General features: G+C 62.1%; 14 protein-coding genes. 9 read left to right on the top strand and 5 right to left on the bottom strand.

Annotated elements, in window-relative coordinates:
* Positions 1–46: 46 nt before the first annotated feature.
* From AC1DYR_RS11810 to AC1DYR_RS11800, 3 genes are all read right to left on the bottom strand, one after another.
* A complete protein-coding gene (locus tag AC1DYR_RS11810) occupies positions 47–1,747 on the bottom strand; it encodes a ShlB/FhaC/HecB family hemolysin secretion/activation protein (protein ID WP_477705276.1) in 1,701 nt (566 codons plus the stop codon).
* 185 nt (positions 1,748–1,932) lie between these two features.
* Positions 1,933–2,814, bottom strand: a complete 882-nt coding sequence (locus AC1DYR_RS11805) for a segregation and condensation protein A (RefSeq protein ID WP_477705275.1) — start codon at positions 2,812–2,814, stop codon at positions 1,933–1,935.
* A 94-nt stretch (positions 2,815–2,908) separates the two neighbouring features.
* Entirely contained in the window at positions 2,909–3,136 is a 228-nt protein-coding gene (locus tag AC1DYR_RS11800; protein ID WP_477658447.1) for a DUF3460 family protein, read from the bottom strand.
* Between the two features lie 141 nt (positions 3,137–3,277).
* Between AC1DYR_RS11800 and bamE the strand changes: the two genes are divergently transcribed.
* Positions 3,278–3,799: an outer membrane protein assembly factor BamE domain-containing protein gene (gene bamE / locus AC1DYR_RS11795; RefSeq protein WP_477705274.1), complete on the top strand. Its 522-nt coding sequence runs from the start codon at positions 3,278–3,280 to the stop codon at positions 3,797–3,799.
* A gap of 66 nt (positions 3,800–3,865) precedes the next feature.
* Here bamE and AC1DYR_RS11790 read toward each other — a convergent pair whose 3' ends face one another.
* Entirely contained in the window at positions 3,866–5,536 is a 1,671-nt protein-coding gene (locus AC1DYR_RS11790) for a SulP family inorganic anion transporter (RefSeq protein WP_477705273.1), read from the bottom strand.
* Between the two features lie 253 nt (positions 5,537–5,789).
* Between AC1DYR_RS11790 and AC1DYR_RS11785 the strand changes: the two genes are divergently transcribed.
* Positions 5,790–7,556 carry a sensor domain-containing diguanylate cyclase gene (locus AC1DYR_RS11785; RefSeq protein ID WP_477705912.1) on the top strand — a complete coding sequence of 589 codons (1,767 nt, stop codon included), beginning with the start codon at positions 5,790–5,792 and terminating at the stop codon, positions 7,554–7,556.
* 27 nt (positions 7,557–7,583) lie between these two features.
* Here AC1DYR_RS11785 and metG read toward each other — a convergent pair whose 3' ends face one another.
* A complete protein-coding gene (metG, locus tag AC1DYR_RS11780; RefSeq protein ID WP_477705272.1) occupies positions 7,584–9,764 on the bottom strand; it encodes a methionine--tRNA ligase in 2,181 nt (726 codons plus the stop codon).
* 196 nt (positions 9,765–9,960) lie between these two features.
* On the opposite strand from metG, the gene apbC reads away from it, so the two are divergent.
* The 7 genes from apbC (at position 9,961) to AC1DYR_RS11745 (ending at position 18,142) form a co-directional block, all read left to right on the top strand.
* Entirely contained in the window at positions 9,961–11,052 is a 1,092-nt protein-coding gene (gene apbC / locus AC1DYR_RS11775; RefSeq protein ID WP_477705271.1) for an iron-sulfur cluster carrier protein ApbC, read from the top strand.
* A 12-nt stretch (positions 11,053–11,064) separates the two neighbouring features.
* A complete protein-coding gene (locus AC1DYR_RS11770; RefSeq protein WP_477705270.1) occupies positions 11,065–12,024 on the top strand; it encodes a LysR substrate-binding domain-containing protein in 960 nt (319 codons plus the stop codon).
* Positions 12,025–12,137: 113 nt separating this feature from the next.
* A complete protein-coding gene (locus AC1DYR_RS11765; RefSeq protein WP_477705269.1) occupies positions 12,138–12,608 on the top strand; it encodes a formate dehydrogenase subunit gamma in 471 nt (156 codons plus the stop codon).
* Positions 12,605–14,167, top strand: a complete 1,563-nt coding sequence (locus tag AC1DYR_RS11760) for a formate dehydrogenase beta subunit (RefSeq protein WP_477705268.1) — start codon at positions 12,605–12,607, stop codon at positions 14,165–14,167. Before AC1DYR_RS11765 ends, AC1DYR_RS11760 begins: the two co-directional genes overlap by 4 nt.
* A gap of 51 nt (positions 14,168–14,218) precedes the next feature.
* The gene (gene fdhF / locus AC1DYR_RS11755; RefSeq protein WP_477705267.1) at positions 14,219–17,119 is read left to right on the top strand and encodes a formate dehydrogenase subunit alpha; all 2,901 of its coding nucleotides are present in this window, start codon (positions 14,219–14,221) and stop codon (positions 17,117–17,119) included.
* On the top strand, positions 17,106–17,921 hold the full coding sequence (gene fdhD, locus AC1DYR_RS11750; protein ID WP_477705266.1) for a formate dehydrogenase accessory sulfurtransferase FdhD: 816 nt from the start codon (positions 17,106–17,108) through the stop codon (positions 17,919–17,921). Before fdhF ends, fdhD begins: the two co-directional genes overlap by 14 nt.
* On the top strand, positions 17,918–18,142 hold the full coding sequence (locus AC1DYR_RS11745; RefSeq protein ID WP_477648462.1) for a formate dehydrogenase subunit delta: 225 nt from the start codon (positions 17,918–17,920) through the stop codon (positions 18,140–18,142). The genes fdhD and AC1DYR_RS11745 overlap by 4 nt, the downstream gene beginning before the upstream one ends.
* The last annotated feature ends 33 nt before the right edge of the window (positions 18,143–18,175 follow it).

Raw genomic sequence — 18,175 nt, 5'->3', positions numbered from 1 at the left:
GTCCTTCAAAAGCTTGCTGGGTGCGGGGTGGCTCGGCCTGCCGCGCTTAAAAATACTTGATAGCCTGGATCCAGAAACGGCCCGATTTGTCTGGCGCCGAGGTGGCCGCTTTGTCACCGAGCTTGCGTGCGTAGTAGGTCCGGATCGCAAAATTGCCGGGCTCGCCCCATGTCAGCCCCACGCCGTAGGCTCCGAGGCTGACGTGGTTGTTGCCCGCCGCCCAGGGCTTTTTGTTGACGGTGGCGCTGCCTCCATCTACAAAGCCGATCAGGTGAAACTGGCCGGGCAAACTTTCTGGTTTGGGTAGCAGCTGGCGGGCTTCCAGGGTGACGATGTACCCCTGGTCGCCGAAAGCCTCGCCCTGCGGATAGGCCCTGACGCCGTCCATGCCGCCCAGAACCATTTTTTCGGAAGAGTCCAGGTTTTTGGAGGCCAGCTGTCCGTTGATGCCTGCGTAGAGGGAGAGGGTGTCGGTGACGCGCTGCAGCCGGCTCGCACCGAATGCCAGCTTGCCGTAGGAGCCGTTGGTGCGTGCACTGGCCGCATCGGCCGCCAGCGCAGCAGGCGTTTCAATATCCAGGTTGCCGGCAGACAGCCCCAGCGAAAAAGCGCTCACCCCGCCACCGCCCAGGTTGTCAAGGTGGTTCCCGTAGAGACTGCCAGTGACGACGTTCGCCTTCTTGTCAACGACCGAGGGGATCGCGTCCACCCGGTCCTGAAAGATCCGGTGGTCGTAGTTGAGACCGACGTTCAGATTGGTGTTGCGTGAGCGAATCAAGGGATAGCTTCCGTACACGCTGACAATTTCTGCTGTGCCGTTGGCCCGCAATGGGGCAAATTCCCTGCCCAGTTCGTAGGCCAGGCGGCTGTAGGCAACGCCCGCTGTGGCTTTGCCCAGCTGAAGCTGGTAGGACGCGCGACCGTAGTTCAGCCCCGAACCGGACGTCACCCCCCGAAAACTGGCGACGTCGCCCTGGCCGAGCAGGTTGTTGATATTGACCGTGGCACCCAGGCGGTATTCCCCGGTGTAATAGTTCCCGGCGTTGTCTGCGTCCACGCTGCCGCTGATGCGCTGGCCTGGCGTGATGTCTACGAGCAGGTCGGAACTGCCGGACGCTTCTCCGGGCACCAGTGTTGACTTGACCTTGACGCCGGGAATGTCTGAAAGCAGCAGCAGCCGGCTTTCCAGTGTGTCATTGGTGATGGGGTCGCCGCTGTTGATGCCGCCCAGGATGTTGAGGACCAGTGCATCAGAGAGATGGGTCTGATTGCTCAGGACAATCTTGCCGTACTGTCCTTCGCTGACTGCGATGGTGACGGCGTTGTCTTTGACGCTTTGCGCAGGCAGGTAGGCCCGGGCAACAAAATAGCCGTTCTTCCTGTAATGCTCGGTGATGCGCGCGGCCATGGCCTGCAGTTCGGCCAGGGTCAGCTCCGTATTGGCGACAAAACCCGTGAGCCCGAGAAGCTCTGCTTCAGAAAACACGCGAGCGCCCGTCACTTGCAGGCTTTTAACCAGAATTTTGGCGGTGCCGGGAGCTGATTTGATGGGTGCTGCGCCTTCCTCAATCCGGATTTCCGGCGCCGCCTTTTGCGGTACAGGAGCGGGTGGAAGTTGCTGGATCTGGCTGCCGGCTCCCGGGAGCTGCTGGGCCAGAAGGTCGTGACCAAGAGCCAGCATCGTCAAGGCAAGCAAGGTTTTTTTCAAGCCCCGGGGTGTAGGGGCGCGTCCTTGCGCAGTTTTCATGGAGTCCTAAGTAGTGACCCATGTTCCGCTAAGGACTTCCAGAAGGGAGTAGGACGCAACGCCGCTACTCAGCAAGGTAGAACTGCCAGAACCAATTAATTTGAAAAATTCATTAAACCAGGCTGACGGGGCAAGCCTGCGGGCTTCTTTGGGCCCTGGGACGGGCTGAACGCCAGCGGGAGCGCTCAGGCCGGCGTATACGCCAGGCGCACGTAAATCGGCGCAAAAGCCTCGGCTTGTGTGACTTCCAGCAATCCTTCTTTGGAGAGCTCGAGCAGCGCGATGAAGGTCACCACCAGCACCGGCATGCCGCGTGTGGCATCGAACAGGTCTTCAAATTCGAGGAACTTTCGGCCCTGCAGCTTGCGCAGCACGATGCTCATGTGCTCGCGCACCGAGAGTTCTTCGCGGCTGATGACGTGATGCTGTATCAGGCGGGCGCGTTTGACAATGTCGCGCCAGGCGTCCTGCAGGTCCACGATGTGCACATCGGGAAAGCGCGGCTGCAGCGACTGCTCGACATACACCTGCGCGCGCAGGAAGTCGCGGCCGAATTGCGGCACTTCGTTGAGCTTGTGGGCGGCCAGCTTGATCTGCTCGTACTCGAGCAGGCGGCGAACGAGTTCGGCGCGCGGGTCTTCGGGCTCCTGGCCTTCCGCCACCTTCTTGGGCGGCAGCAGCATGCGCGACTTGATTTCAATCAGCATGGCCGCCATCAGCAGGTACTCGGCCGCCAGTTCCAGGTTGGTGCTGCGGATTTCGTCGACGTAGGTGAGGTACTGGCGCGTCACCGCCGCCATCGGGATGTCGAGGATGTTGAAGTTCTGCTTGCGGATCAGGTACAGCAGCAAGTCCAGCGGCCCCTCAAACGCCTCCAGGAAGACCTGCAGCGCATCCGGCGGGATGTACAGGTCGTGCGGCATGGCAAACAGCGGCTCGCCGTAGAGGCGGGCCAGCGCCACCTGGTCGATCACGGCGGGCATGTCCGGGCTCAGGGCTGCGGACAGCTCCTGCCCGGCGGCCGGCGGCAGCTCCTGGGGGGACGGTGAAAAAGGGGTTTGGGACATGAAAGAGGCCGAAGCGGTGCGCGCGTTAAAGATTTGCTATGAAAAAGATAGCTGCTTGCGCTCGTCCTGCAAGGGCTGAAAGCCTGTTCGGCCCTTATTTTCCGTTCGGATGGCTGCTGGTGCCGTACACGTAAGGCTGCTGCGGAACCTTGGCCTCGCCGTATTCCGCCTGTTCGGAGCGGTTCAGGTTCTTGTCCCACAGCAGCGCGCGCCCGGCGCGTTGCTCGGCTTCCAGGGTGGGCTTGTTGGCCTTCAGCTGGTCGATGAACTGCGTGGTATCGGAGGTGTAGTCGGAGCGGCGGAAGAAGTTGAGGAGGGACATGGGTCTAAACTGCCTGAATCGTATAGTTGGCTGATTTTACCGGGGTCTGCCTTGCGCCCATTGTTACCACCTTCCCCACCCTCCTTCGCACCGGCCCGAATGGGCTTTTCAGCACTTTTTTCCGTCAGGACGGTCATCTGTATGGGTCTGCTCTCATTTGTCCTGGGCCTGGTGGCATGCGACGCGCAGCGCATTGCCGAACTGGAAGAAGGCGTGGCCACGGAAGCCGATGTACGCGCGCGCTTTGGCGAGCCCGAGAAAGTGTGGGAAGCGGCCGACATGGCCGAAACACCGCAGCCCGGCGCTGCGGCGGCGCCCGGCGCCCGCACCTTCGAATACAACCGCCAGCCGGAGGGCAAGGTCAACTACATGATCACGATAGGTGCAGACGGCAGGATGAGCGCGCTGCGGCAGGTGCTGACACCGCAAAATTTCGCCAAGGTGCAGCCCGGCATGCGGATGGAGCAGGTGCGCAAAATGCTGGGCAAACCAATGAAGGTCACACCCTATGCGCTGAAACAGGAAACCCACTACGACTGGCGTTATGTGGAGCCACCGTCGGCGGCGCGTATTTTTACCGTGGTGTTTGACGGGGACCTGAAGGTGGTCAGCACGGGCTCGGTGGACGATGAAAGCGCGAGCGCTTCAGGTGGCAATCGCTGACGTGGTGAGTTTATAAAGGAAAATGGGCTGCAGCCCAATAGGGACGGGCGCAAGCAGCTCCTGTTTTTATAGCGTTTCAATTTTCTCCAGGAAGCCCGAGCGCTGCATCACGGCCCGCGGCTGGGCATTGAGCCCTGCCATGACCAGCCGGCCGCCGCGCAGCACGATAGCCTTGTGCAGCTGCTCCAGCACATCGAGCCCGGAGGTGTCCAGCGACTGCAGCGATTGCACGTCCAGCCGCACCACCAGGCCTTTGGGCGCGCTTTCCACCACGTTCAGGATGGGGTCGAGCTTGGCGACCGCGCCAAAGAACAGCGAGCCGTAGAGCTGGAAGCTGGCGCCATCGGCGCTGCGCGAGACCTCCACCACCTGAAACAGGGTGCTCATGCGCCGCACAAACAGCACGCAGGCCAGGATCAGGCCGACCTGCAGGGCTACCGTCAGGTCAAAAACCACGGTCAGCAAAAACGTTCCCAGCATGATGAGCCGGTAGTGGCTGCTGGCCTGGCGCAGGTGGGCGAATTCGCGCCACTCGCCCATGTTCCACGCCACATACAGCAGGATGCCGGCCAGCACCGCCAGCGGCACATGCACGGCCAGCGGGGCGGCCACCAGTACCACCACCACCAGCGTGAGGGCATGCACCACGCCCGAGACGGGTGAGGTGGCGCCCGAGCGCACGTTGGTCACCGTGCGGGCAATGGTGCCGGTGGCGGGCATGCCGCCAAAGAACGGCACCACAAAGTTGGCTACGCCCTGGGCCATCAGCTCCTGGTTGGGGTCGTGGCGCGGCAGGCCGGAAATCTGGTCCGATACGCGCGCGCAGAGCAGCGACTCCACTGCACCCAGCAGTGCAATGGTGATGGTAGGTGCCACCAGCAGCCGCACGGTTTCCCAGGAAAAGTCGGGCAATGCAAATGAAGGCAGCGCACGCGGTATGCCGCCAAAACGCGTGCCGATGGTCTCCACCGGCAGGTGCAATAAATAGGCAAATGCGGTCAGCGTAACCAGCGCGACGATAGGCCCCGGCATGCGCGAGGCCATGCGCGTGGCCCGTTTGAGCTGCACGCCCTCGACGGCCTGCATCAGCCTGATCAGCCGCGTGGTGAAACCGCCGGCGCTTCGCGTGTGCGCGGCAAACAGCTTGGGCCACACAAAGAGGCCGAGCAGGCAGGCCAGCCCCAGCCCCAGCGCGTAAGGGTTGAAGCTGTCCAGGTGCCCGCCAATCACACGCAGCTGCGAGAAAAAATCGGCCGGCATCTTGGGCACCACCAGCCCCAGCAGGTCCTTGACCTGCGACAGCACGATCAGCACTGCGATGCCGTTGGTAAAACCCACCACGATGCTCACCGGCACGTAGCGCACCAGCGTGCCCATTTTGAAAAACCCCAGCAGAAAGAGCAGCACGCCCGCGCAGGCAGTGGAGATCAGCAGGTTGGCCAGGCCGTAGCGTTCAAGAATCCCGTAGACGATGACGATAAAGGCGCCGGCCGGGCCGCCTATCTGCACCGCCGAGCCGCCCAGCGCAGAGATCAATGCGCCTGCGATGATGGCCGTCCAGATGCCGGCCTCGGGTTTGAGGCCGGAAGCGATGGCAAAAGCCATGGCCAGGGGCAAAGCCACAATACCCACCGTGACGCCGGCCCCGGCATCCTTGAAAAACCTCTCACGGGTGTAGCCGGCAAGCGCTGAAAACAGGCGAGGGCGGAACGGGGCGAGATAGGCCGGTAAATGCATTATGCGGCGGGCGTCGGGCGTGGGATTTGCGTGACTGGTGGTATGGGCAACGGCGCAGGCATTGAATGCCCCGTATGACTTTTTTCCATTGTTCGAAGCCTCAACATTCGGTACATTAGAAGGTTTTGTTAGGTAGAAATAGTTACTTTTCGTGTGATTTCAGGGTCGAATCATCAGTGTCGTCCCGTTTTGATCATCTGCGTATGGTTTTTTGGGGAAGTGATTGTTTGGCCTTTTAAGTTTTTTGTCTGCGATGCCGCCGCGCCTGTCCGCCTGCCTGGCGGCATTGCTATTGGCCCACGCTGCAGCTGTTGCACAGGAAACGGCCGCCCCGCCTTCCCCCGTCGCGGCTGTTGTTGCACAAAGCGTGCCGTCCGACGGCTACGACGTGGTTGGCCAGGGGCTGGTGCTGGTCGACAGCACCGGCTCGCTGACCTTTGAGCAGGCCCACGGCCGTTTTGAAGCCGGTGAAGGCGAGCCGGCCAGGCCGGAACAGATCATGCCGACTGGCGACGGGCGTGCCTTGTGGTACCGGTTGACGCTGCCTGCGGTGAGCCAGCCCACCCGGGTCATGCTCACGACACCGCATCCCAACATGGACAGTGTCTCGTTGTACCGCCCCTCGCAAGACCCTCTTGCTGAGGGGCAATGGCAAATCAGGCGCTCAGGTGATTCCATCCCCGTAGCAGAGTGGCCGGTGCGCCACCTGACACCTGCGTTCGAGATGCTGCTGCGCCCCGGTGAGACGCGGCCCACTTACCTTCGGGTCACCCACAACTATCCGATCAGCATGCACTGGGTTCTGTCCGACCCGGGCAGTTTTCACGAGCAGTCCAAGCAATGGCACCTCCTGCTGGGGGTTTACATCGGCCTGGTGTTGCTGATGGCGCTGATGAGCGCTTTCCACTCGGTCTCGTGGCGTGATTCCATCCACCTGTTGTATGCCGGTTATGTGCTGGTCGTGGCGCTTGGCCAGTTGTCGCTGACCGGTCTGGCAGGGGAATTTTTCTGGCCCCGCAATGCCTGGTGGAACGACTGCGCGCCCGTGGGGCTGTCTCTTGCCACTGCCGCATTGCTGCATCTTGTACTGCGCCAGATGGTGGTTGACCGCGATGTGCCCTGGCTTTCCCGCGGACTGCTGGCCATGACCGTTCTGGGCCTTGCGATCGTGCTGGCCTTCCTGGCTCTGGGGAACAAGTCGTCTTTCAACCTGGCCACGCCTTACTACGTTGGAAGCATCGCCGTCTACCTTTTTGTTTCCGCCTGGTACACCTGGCGCCGGCCGGCGGTGGGTATCTGGATCATGGCCGCGATGGTGTGCCTCACCGTGGGCTCCATCTTCCCCATCCTGCGCACGCAGGGCCTGATGCCCCTGGGCACGGCCACGCAGTTCGGCGCGCAAATCGGTGCCGCCCTGGAAATCCTTTTCCTGATGATGGCGCTGTACCTGCGCAGCCGAGAAAAGCGCGACAACCAGGCGCGCGTCGGTGCGCTGACACGCGTGGACCCGCTGACCGGCCTGGGCAACCACCGCGTGCTGCTGCAGCGGCTGGACGCGCTGCTGATTCGCCAGCAGCGCGACCCCGGTGCGGGCGCGGTGGTGCGCATCCGGCTGGGCAACGCCGTGGATATCCGGCAGGACTACGGCATGGAGGCGGCGCAAAGCGCGGTGGTCCAGGCCGGCGCCTGTGTCACAAGTGTTGCCCAGGAAGGCGATACGGTTGCCCGGCACCGCGACGGAGACTTTGTGTTGATCCTGCAGGGGCACCTGACGCGCGGGGCGCTTACCGATATCGGCCAGCGGCTGATTGCCCGCGGACTGGCCGACAGCCCCAGCCTGCCGCCCAACACCGTGCTGCAGTTCAGGGTCGCGGTGGCCGAAGCGCCCTTCAGGGAAGGCGATGCAACGCAATTGCTGCACTCGCTGGGCCTTGTGCTCGGCGAGCTTTCCAGCCGTTCGGGCACTGGGCTGCGCTTTGCTGCCGGGGCGGCGGACGCCAGGAATTCGGCACCGGCCTGACGCAGGAGGCGGCGTTGCGCCGCAAACTTAGTGAATGCGCATGCCCGGTGTTGCGCCCGGCAAGGGTTCCAGCACATAGATACCGGGTTGGGCTTTTTCGTCGGCGTGGCTGGCGGCCAGCACCATGCCTTCGCTGATGCCGAACTTCATTTTTCGCGGCGCCAGGTTGGCCACCAGCACCGTGAGTTTGCCGACCAGGTCTTCGGGCTTGTAGGCTGAAGCGATACCGCTGAACACGTTGCGCATGCGGCCTTCGCCGGCGTCCAGCGTCAGGCGCAGCAGCTTGGTCGAGCCTTCCACGGGTTCGCAGTTGACGATCTTTGCAATGCGCAAATCGACCTTGGCGAAGTCGTCAATGGTGATGACAGGCGCGATGGCCTCGCCGCCGGGCACAGTTTCTTCTGCTATCAAATCAGTAGCTGCTTGCGCTGGCTCTTCCTGGGCTGGAGGCTCAAACAATGCCTCAAGTTGTTTGATGTCGACGCGTTGAATGAGGTGCTTGTAGTCGCCGATGACGTGGCCGCCCATTAGCGCGGCTGGGACTATTTGATTGGGTGCTAATTCCCCAGGAGGCGTTTGGAGGAGGTTCTGAGCATCAGCCCAAGTCAGGTTGGAGATATTGAGGAATGACTCAACTTGTAAGGCGGTCACCGGCAAAATCGGTTTAAGTGCAAGGGTTAATAGCTTGAACAAAATGATGCTGAAGGAGCACGTCACATGAAGATCCGCAGTTTTCGATGGATCTTTAGCCAGTTCCCAAGGTTTTTTATCTGCAACATACGAGTTTGCAATATCGGTCAAGGTCATGATCAGGCGTATTGCCTTTGAGTATTCCCTTGCTTCCAAAGCTTGCGAAATCTGAGGGAGCTGACTCGAAAATGTGCCGAGAACCTGCATCTCTTGCAGGTTGTTCTCGTAGCCACTTGCTAATTTTCCGTCAAAACGTTTTGCGATAAACCCCGCAGTTCGACTAGCGATGTTGATGTACTTGCCCACCAAATCGCTGTTGACCCGTGCCATGAAGTCATCGGCATTGAAGTCGATGTCTTCATTCTTCGCATTGAGCTTGGCGGCCAGGTAGTAGCGCAGCCACTCGGGGTTCATGCCCAGGCTCAGGTACTTGAGCGGGTCCAGCCCGGTGCCGCGGCTCTTGCTCATCTTCTCGCCGTTGTTCACCGTGAGGAAACCGTGCACAAACACGTTGTCGGGCGTCTTGCGGCCGCTGAAGTGCAGCATGGCCGGCCAGAACAGTGTGTGGAAGGTGACGATGTCCTTGCCGATGAAATGAATCTGCTCCAGGTCGGGGTCGGCCATGTAGGCGGTGTAGTCTTCACCGCGTTTGTCCAGCAGGTTCTTGAGCGAGGCCAGGTAGCCGACCGGAGCGTCCAGCCACACGTAAAAGTATTTACCTGGCGCATCGGGTATCTCGATGCCGAAATAGGGTGCGTCGCGGCTGATGTCCCAGTCGCCTAGGCCTTCGCTCTGGGTGCCGTCGGGATTGGTCCGCACAGAAAACCATTCCTTTACCTTGTTCGCAACTTCCGGTTGGAGGCGAGGCTTGCCTTTTGAGTTGTTTCCATTAATCCAGTCTTCCAGAAACCTGACGCTACGCTCGTCAGACAGCTTGAAGAAAAAATGCTCCGAGCTTTTCAGCACCGGTTTGGCGCCAGACAAGGCCGAGTAAGGGTTTATAAGGTCTGTGGGCGCATATACCGCGCCGCAGACTTCGCAGTTGTCACCGTACTGGTCTTTCGAATGGCAATTCGGGCACTCGCCTTTGATGAATCGATCCGGCAGGAACATGTTCTTTTCAGGGTCAAAGAACTGGTCGATGGTTTTGGTTTCAATCAGCGATCCTTGGGCGTTGTCGCGCAGGTCACGGTAGATCTGCTTGGCCAGTTCGTGATTTTCCGGCGCGTCGGTCGAATGCCAGTTATCAAAGCTGATGTGAAAGCCGTCCAGGTAAGGCTTGCGGCCCGCGGCGATGTCGGCCACAAACTGCTGCGGCGTTTTGCCGGCTTTTTCAGCCGCGATCATGATGGGCGCGCCGTGGGTGTCGTCCGCGCCCACAAAGTTCACCGCATGGCCCTGCATGCGTTGAAACCGCACCCAGATGTCGGCCTGGATGTATTCCATGATGTGGCCGATATGGAAATTGCCATTGGCATAGGGCAGGGCGGTGGTGACAAACAGGCGGCGCTGGGACATAAGGGTGCTTTTGTGCCTTGAAGGCTGTGAGAAGGGCTAACCCGCAATTTTAAGTCCCCCGGGCATGCCCCCGCCCTTCCAAGCCCCCATGACCCCATGGCAGGCGCTGCGGCGTTAGACTTCATGCCAGTCCCCGCAGCCGTGTTCTCTTTGAGGGCGCCGGCCTGCCCAGTCATATTCAATGGAGAATTCCCTCATGTCCCTGGACCAACAGGCAGTCCTCAATGCCGTGCAAGCCGTACTGGACCCCAACACGGGCAAGGATTTCGTCACGACCAAGGCGCTGAAAAACCTGCAGCTCAGCGGCGCCGACGTGTCGTTTGACGTCGAGCTGGGCTACCCGGCCAAAAGCCAGATCGCCGGCCTGCGCAAAAGCTTGATCACCGCCGTCAAGGGCGTGCCGGGCGTTGGCAATGTCTCCGTCAACGTCACGGTCAAGATCGCCAGCCACAGCGTGCAGCGCGGCGTGCAACTGCTGCCCAACGTCAAGAACATCATCGCCGTGGCCTCGGGCAAGGGCGGTGTGGGTAAAAGCACCACCGCCGTCAACCTGGCCCTGGCGCTGGCGGCTGAAGGCGCCAGCGTCGGCCTGCTCGACGCCGACATCTACGGCCCCAGCCAGCCCATGATGATGGGCATCGAAGGCCGGCCTGAGAGTGTGGACGGCAAGAACATGGAGCCGATGGAGAACTACGGCATCCAGGTGATGTCCATTGGTTTTCTGGTCGCGCAGGACGAAGCCATGATCTGGCGCGGCCCCATGGCCACCCAGGCGCTGGAGCAGCTGCTGCGCCAGACCAACTGGAAAGACCTTGACTACCTCATCGTCGATATGCCGCCCGGCACCGGTGATATCCAGCTCACGCTGTCGCAGCGGGTGCCCATGACAGGTGCCGTCATCGTCACCACGCCGCAAGACATTGCGCTGCTCGACGCCAAGAAGGGCATCAAGATGTTTGAGAAAGTCGGCGTGCCCATCCTGGGCATCGTCGAAAACATGGCGGTGCACATCTGCAGCAATTGCGGCCATGCCGAGCACATCTTTGGCGAAGGCGGCGGCAAGAAGATGGCGGCCGATTACAAGATGGACTACCTGGGCGCCTTGCCGCTGGACATCCAGATCCGCCTGCAGGCCGACAACGGCCGCCCCACCGTGGTGGCCGACCCCGACGGCGAAGTAGCCGGCATCTACAAGGCCGTGGCGCGCAAGATGGCCGTCACCGTGGCCGCGAAGGCCAAGGATTTCTCCGCCAAGTTTCCGACCATCACGATCTCCAAGAACACTTGAGGCGTTCTTGCCATGAACCTGCTGGCTTCACTGCGCTACCTGGCGGCGCTTGACGAGCACAAGCACTTCGGCCGGGCGGCGCAGGCCTGCAACATCACCCAGCCCGCATTGTCCAACGCCTTGCGCGCGCTGGAAGACGAGTTCGGTGCGGCCATCGTGGTCCGCGGGCGTGCGTTTGTGGGCTTCACCGAAGAAGGTGAACGCGTCCTCGCCAGCGCCCGGCGCATGCTGCATGAGCGCGAAATCCTCAAGCAGCAGCTTGACAGCTCAGTCGACAGCCCGCGTGGCCATTTGACGATAGGCGTCGTTCCCACGGCGGTCTCCATCGCCGCGCGTTTTGCAGCCATGCTGCACGCCCGGCACCCGGGCATCACGCCGGTGGTGCTCTCCCTGAATTCGCACGACATCGAAACCCGGCTTGAAAACCTGTCGCTGGACATGGCGCTGGGCTATACCGAGCGCCTCAGCGCGCGCAACACCCGACTGACCACGCTGCCGCAGTACACCGAGCGTTATTTTCTGGTGCGCCGCGCTGCCACGCCCAGCCCCGATGTGTTGCGCTTTGGCGCATCCATGACCTGGGCCGATGCCGCCAAACTGCCGCTGTGCCTGCTCACACCCGACATGCACAGCCGCACCCGGGTGGACGCCGCTTTTGCCGCTGCGGGAGTCACCGTCAAGCCTGTGATGGAAACCAACTCCATGCTGACGCTCGCCCTGACCGTTGTCGTCGGCGAGGTTTGCAGCGTGCTGGCGGGCGCACTGGTGTGTGCTGTGCAGGGTTACCGCGAACTCGAAGCCTTGCCCCTGACGCCGGACGTGCAGACGCCCGTCGGTTTCATGATGCAGGCCAGCGACAGGCCCTCCCGCACGCTGGAGGCCGCGATGGCGCTGGCTGCGGAGCCCGCGTGGCTGCGCCACGCGGCTGACTACAGCGCGCACCGAGAGAGCATGGGAAACAAGCCAACCTAGGCAAGCATTTGCATACATTCAATCCTTGAATAGGGCAGTGTCCCGATTCAATTGGACGTAGCCCCTGTCCCTTGCACATACTTTGTGCATAGACAGAGATAGGGGTCCACACGATGAATGAAGTTGCAAACCAGGCCGTCGAACGCGTCATTGCGTCGGCCAAGCATGTGCCCGGCGCCTTGATGCCCATACTGCACGGCATTCAGGACGCGCTCGGCTACATCCCGCCTGACGCTGTCCCACCCATCGCCGAAGCCCTGAACCTGTCCAGGGCTGAGGTTCATGGCGTGGTGACGTATTACCACTACTTCCGCTCCGAGCCGCCCGGACGGCATGTGGTGCAGATCTGCCGCGCCGAGAGCTGCAAGGCCATGGGTTCAGACGCCCTCTGGTCGCATGCCTGTTCCCATCTGGGCAGCGACGGCCACGGCACGACGAAAGACGGCGCTTTCACGGTCGAGCCCGTGTACTGCCTGGGCCTGTGCGCACAGTCCCCCGCGATGGCGCTGGACGACAAGGTTCATGCCCGCGTCGGAATCGAAAAATTCGACCGCCTGGTGGCGCAAGCCGGGAGCGCCGCATGAGCATCAAGATTTATGTGCCCCGCGATTCCGCCGCATTGGCAGCGGGCGCCGATGAAGTCGCTGCGGCCGTCGCCGCTGAAGCTGCAAAGCGCGGCGTTGGCATCGAGCTGGTTCGCAACGGCTCCCGCGGCCTGTTCTGGCTGGAGCCCATGGTCGAAGTGCAGACCGGTGCAGGCCGCATCGCCTACGGCCCGGTGGAGGTTGAGGACGTGGCCGGCCTTTTTGATGCCGGTTTTCAGCTGGGCGGCGTCCACCTGCTGCAGTTGGGTTTGACCGAAGACATTCCATACCTGAAAAGGCAGGAGCGCCTGACCTTTGCGCGCATGGGTATAACAGACCCGCTATCGCTGGCAGACTACCGGGCGCATGAGGGCTATGACGGGCTGCGCCGCGCACTGGACCTTCCTGCCGCAGACGTGGTGCAGCAAGTGCTGGACGCCGGCCTGCGCGGCCGCGGCGGCGCAGCGTTTCCAGCGGGCATCAAATGGAAAACCGTAGCGGGCCTGAAAGCCACGCAAAAGTATGTGGTCTGCAATGCGGATGAGGGCGACTCAGGCACGTATTCCGACCGCATGACCATGGAGGGCGACCCCTTCATGTTGATCGAAGGCATGACGATTGCCGCGGTGGCTACCGGTGCCACGCAGGGCTATGTTTACATACGCTCTGAATACCCTCACGCCGTGGCGACCATGCGCGAGGCCATCGCCGTGGCCGAGGCAGGTGGTTTTTTGGGCGACAACATCCTTGGCTCGGGCCACAGCTTTCATTTGCATGTGCGCAAGGCCGCGGGTGCCTATGTGTGCGGCGAAGAGACCGCCATGCTCGAGAGCCTCGAAGGAAAACGCGGCATCGTGCGTGCCAAGCCACCCATCCCCGCCATCCAGGGCCTGTTCGGCAAACCGAGCGTGATCAACAACGTCATCACCTTTGCTTCGGTGCCCATCATCCTGTCGCGCGGCGCAACCTTTTACAAAGACTACGGCGTGGGCCGCTCCAGGGGCACCTTGCCCATCCAGCTGGCCGGCAACATCAAGTTCGGCGGGTTGGTGGAAAAAGCCTTTGGCGTGACCCTGCGCGAGCTGATGTACGACTACGGTGGCGGGTCGGCCTCGGGCCGGCCCATCAAGGCCGTGCAGGTGGGAGGCCCGCTGGGGGCCTATGTGCCTGAATCGCAGTGGGATACACCGCTCGACTACGAGGCCTACGCGGCCGTGGGCGCGGTGGTGGGCCACGGCGGCATCGTGGTGCATGACGACACGGCCGACATGGCCAGCCTCGCGCGTTACGCCATGGAGTTTTGTGCGATCGAGTCTTGCGGCAAATGCACGCCATGCCGCATCGGCTCCACACGCGGTGTGGAAGTGATTGACCGCATCGCCAACGGCCCGGGCGAGCAACGCCCGCAGCAGATCAAGCTGCTGCGCGACCTGTGCGACACCATGGTCCACGGCTCGCTCTGCGCCATGGGCGGCATGACGCCTTTTCCGGTGCTCTCGGCACTCGACCACTACCCGCAGGACTTCGGCATGACCGTGCCGGACCGCAAAGCCGCGTGATCCGCTGACACCGGCAGTACCCCCAACAAGACAAGACGGACAGGAGACTTCATGCTCGAACACCTCAAAGAAACCGACTACGGTACCCCCAAACGCGAGTCCACCCAGGAAGTCACGCTGGAGATCGACGGCGAAAGCGTCACGGTTCCCGCAGGCACTTCGCTCATGCGCGCGGCGGTCGATGCAGGCATCCAGGTGCCCAAGCTGTGCGCCACCGACAGCCTGGAGCCCTTCGGCTCCTGCCGCCTGTGCATGGTGGAAATCGACGGCCGCAAGGGCTTCCCGGCCTCCTGCACCACACCGGCAGAAGCCGGCATGAAAGTGCGCACGCAATCGCCCCGCCTGCAGGAGCTGCGCAAGGGCGTGATGGAGCTCTACATCTCCGACCACCCGCTGGACTGCCTGACCTGTTCGGCCAACGGCAACTGTGAGCTGCAGGACATGGCCGGCGTGACCGGACTGCGCGAAGTGCGCTACGGCATGGAGGGCGCCAACCATTTCCGCAACGAGAGCAAGCCGGCAATCGACAACTCCAACCCCTATTTCAGCTACGACGCCTCCAAATGTATTGTGTGCAACCGCTGCGTGCGCGCGTGCGAAGAAACCCAGGGCACGTTTGCGCTGACTATTCAAGGAAGAGGCTTTGAGTCGCGCGTGTCGCCGGGGCAAGACCAGCCCTTCATGGAATCCGAATGCGTGAGCTGCGGCGCCTGCGTCGAAGCCTGCCCCACCGCCACCTTGCAGGAAAAAACCGTGATCATGCTGGGCCAGCCCGAGCACAACAAGATCACCACCTGCGCTTACTGCGGTGTGGGCTGCGCCTTCAAGGCCGAGATGAAGGGCAATGAAGTGGTGCGCATGGTGCCGTGGAAAGACGGCAAGGCCAACGAAGGCCATGCCTGCGTGAAGGGCCGCTTTGCCTGGGGCTACGCGACCCACAAGGACCGCATCACCAAGCCCATGATCCGCAAGAACATCAGCGACCCTTGGCAGGAAGTGAGCTGGGACGAAGCCATCAATTACGCCGCCAGCGAGTTCCGCCGCATCCAGGCCAGGCACGGCAAGGATTCCATCGGCGGCATCACCTCGTCGCGCTGCACCAACGAAGAAACCTACCTGGTGCAAAAACTGGTGCGTGCCGCTTTCGGCAACAACAACGTCGACACGTGCGCCCGCGTCTGCCACTCGCCCACGGGCTACGGCCTGAGCCAGACCTACGGCACCTCGGCAGGTACGCAGACCTTCAAGTCGGTCGAGAAAGCCGATGTCATCCTGATCATCGGCGCCAACCCGACTGACGGCCATCCGGTGTTTGCCTCGCGCATGAAAAAGCGGCTGCGTGAAGGGGCCCGCCTCATCGTGGTCGACCCGCGCCAGATCGACATCGTGCGCTCACCGCACGTGGAGGCTGAATTCCACTTGCAGCTGCGGCCCGGCACCAACGTGGCCATGATCTCGTCGCTGGCCCACGTGGTGGTGACGGAGGGCCTGCTGGCCGGCGACTACATCGCAGAGCGTTGCGACGAAAAATCCTTCCGCGAATGGCGCGAATTTGTGGCCCGTCCCGACAATTCACCTGAAGCCATGGAAGCCGTTACCGGTGTGCCGGCAGCAGACGTTCGCGCAGCTGCACGCCTCTATGCCACAGGCGGCAATGCCGCCATTTACTACGGCCTGGGCGTCACAGAGCATGCGCAGGGATCGACCATGGTCATGGGCATTGCCAACCTGGCGATGGCCACCGGCAATGTGGGCCGCGAAGGCGTGGGCGTAAACCCGCTGCGCGGCCAGAACAATGTACAGGGCGCCTGCGACATGGGCTCCTTCCCGCACGAGCTGCCGGGCTACCGCCACGTGTCCGACAGCACGGTGCGCGCCGAATTCGAAACGGCCTGGGGCGTGACACTGAATGAAGAGCCCGGCCTGCGCATCCCGAACATGTTCGACGCCGCCGTGGCCGGCAGCTTCCTGGGCCTGTATTGCCAGGGCGAAGACATCGTGCAGTCCGACCCCGACACCCAGCACGTGGCCAAGGCCTTGACGTCGATGGAGTGCATCGTGGTGCAGGACATCTTCCTGAACGAAACCGCCAAGTACGCGCACGTGTTCCTGCCGGGCTCTTCCTTCCTTGAAAAAGACGGCACCTTCACCAATGCCGAGCGCCGCATTTCGCGCGTGCGCAAGGTCATGCCGCCCAAGGCGGGCCTGGCCGACTGGGAAGTCACCGTCAAGCTGTCCAATGCGCTGGGTTACCCCATGAGCTATGTGCATCCGCGCGACATCATGGCCGAGATCGCATCGCTCACGCCGACCTTCCGGGGCGTGACCTTCGCCAAGATTGAAAAGCACGGCAGCGTGCAGTGGCCGTGCAACGAAGACACGGCCGAGCTCGGCACCGAGTTCATGCACAAGGATGGTTTTGTGCGCGGCAAGGGCCGTTTCATCATCACCCAATACGTAGCGACTGACGAGAAGGTCACGCGCAAATTCCCGCTGCTGCTCACCACCGGCCGCATCCTGTCGCAGTACAACGTCGGCGCCCAGACACGCCGCACCGACAACAACCAGTGGCACAGTGAAGACCGGCTGGAGATCCATCCGCACGACGCCGAAGACCGCGGCATCAAGGCCGACGACTGGGTGGGCATTGAAAGCCGCGCCGGGCAAACCGTGCTGCGCGCGGTGGTGACCGAGCGCATGCAGCCCGGCGTGGTCTACACCACCTTCCACTTCCCCGAATCGGGCGCCAACGTCATCACGACCGACAGCTCCGACTGGGCCACCAACTGCCCGGAATACAAGGTCACTGCGGTGCAGGTTATGCCGGTGGCGCAGCCGTCGGAATGGCAAAAATCCTACTCACGCTTCAACCAGCAGCAACTGCAGCTGCTGGATGCGGCGTCACAGCCGGCAGGCAGCTCTGCAGCGGAGGCAGCTCATGCAGGTGGTTGAAGGTTGCCGCGAAGCCCCTGTGACAGGGGTGCGGGCGCATCGCGCGTTCGACCGATCCGACTGGGTGGCCGAAGAGGTGCCTGTGGCGCTGGAATACAACGGCATCTCGCATGCCGTGATGCTGGCCAGCCCCTCCGACCTGGAAGACTTTGCTTTCGGCTTTTCTGTGACCGAAGGCATCGTGGACGATTACACGCAGATTCACGACATTGAACAGACCAGCAGTGAACAAGGGGAGACGTTGCACCTGACCATCGCGGCATCGTGCTTTGCGCGCCTGAAAGACCGCCGCCGCAGCATGACCGGCCGTACCGGCTGCGGCCTGTGCGGCACCGAAAGCCTGGCGCATGCGGTGCGCCTGCCGCCGCGGCTGCAAGGCGGCGGGGAGTTTGAAGCGGGCGCCATCACCCGCGCTTTGGTTAACCTGCGCGAGCAGCAGTTGCTGCTCAGCGCGACCGGCGCCACGCACGCGGCCGCCTGGTGCAATGCGGACGGCGACATCGTCGTCTTGCGTGAAGACGTCGGCCGGCACAACGCGCTGGACAAATTGATAGGCGCCTTGCAGCGCGGCCGGGTCAAGGCCAATGAAGGTTTTATCGTCGTCACCAGCCGCGCCAGTTACGAGATGGTGCACAAAACCGCGATGGCCGGCGTGACGTTGCTGGCCGCCGTGTCGGGGGTGACCGGCCTGGCGATTGATGTGGCGCAAACCGCCGGCGTGGCGCTTCTGGGTTTTGTGCGCGGTGAAGACCTTTCCGTGTACAGCCACAAGGAGCGTGTCAACCTGGAGTACATCCTGTGAACAACGACAACCTGATCCGCATGGTCAACCAGATCGGCGCATTCTTTGAAACCATGCCCGACCGCACGGAAGCCCTGCAGGAGCTGGCCATGCACCTCAAGAAGTTTTGGGACCCGCGCATGCGCAAGGCGCTGCTGGAGTTGATAGAAGGCAACGGTGGCGACGGGATCAGCGACGTGGTGCGCCGCGCCGCGCTCGAACATCGGTCCCTGTTGGTCTAAAGGGTTATTACAAGCGTCTTATTTGCCCGCCGT

Source organism: Polaromonas sp. P1_F9, from assembly GCF_056405615.1.
Note: the sequence above shows the minus strand (reverse complement) of the source record. Positions and strands in the feature narration are given on the sequence as shown.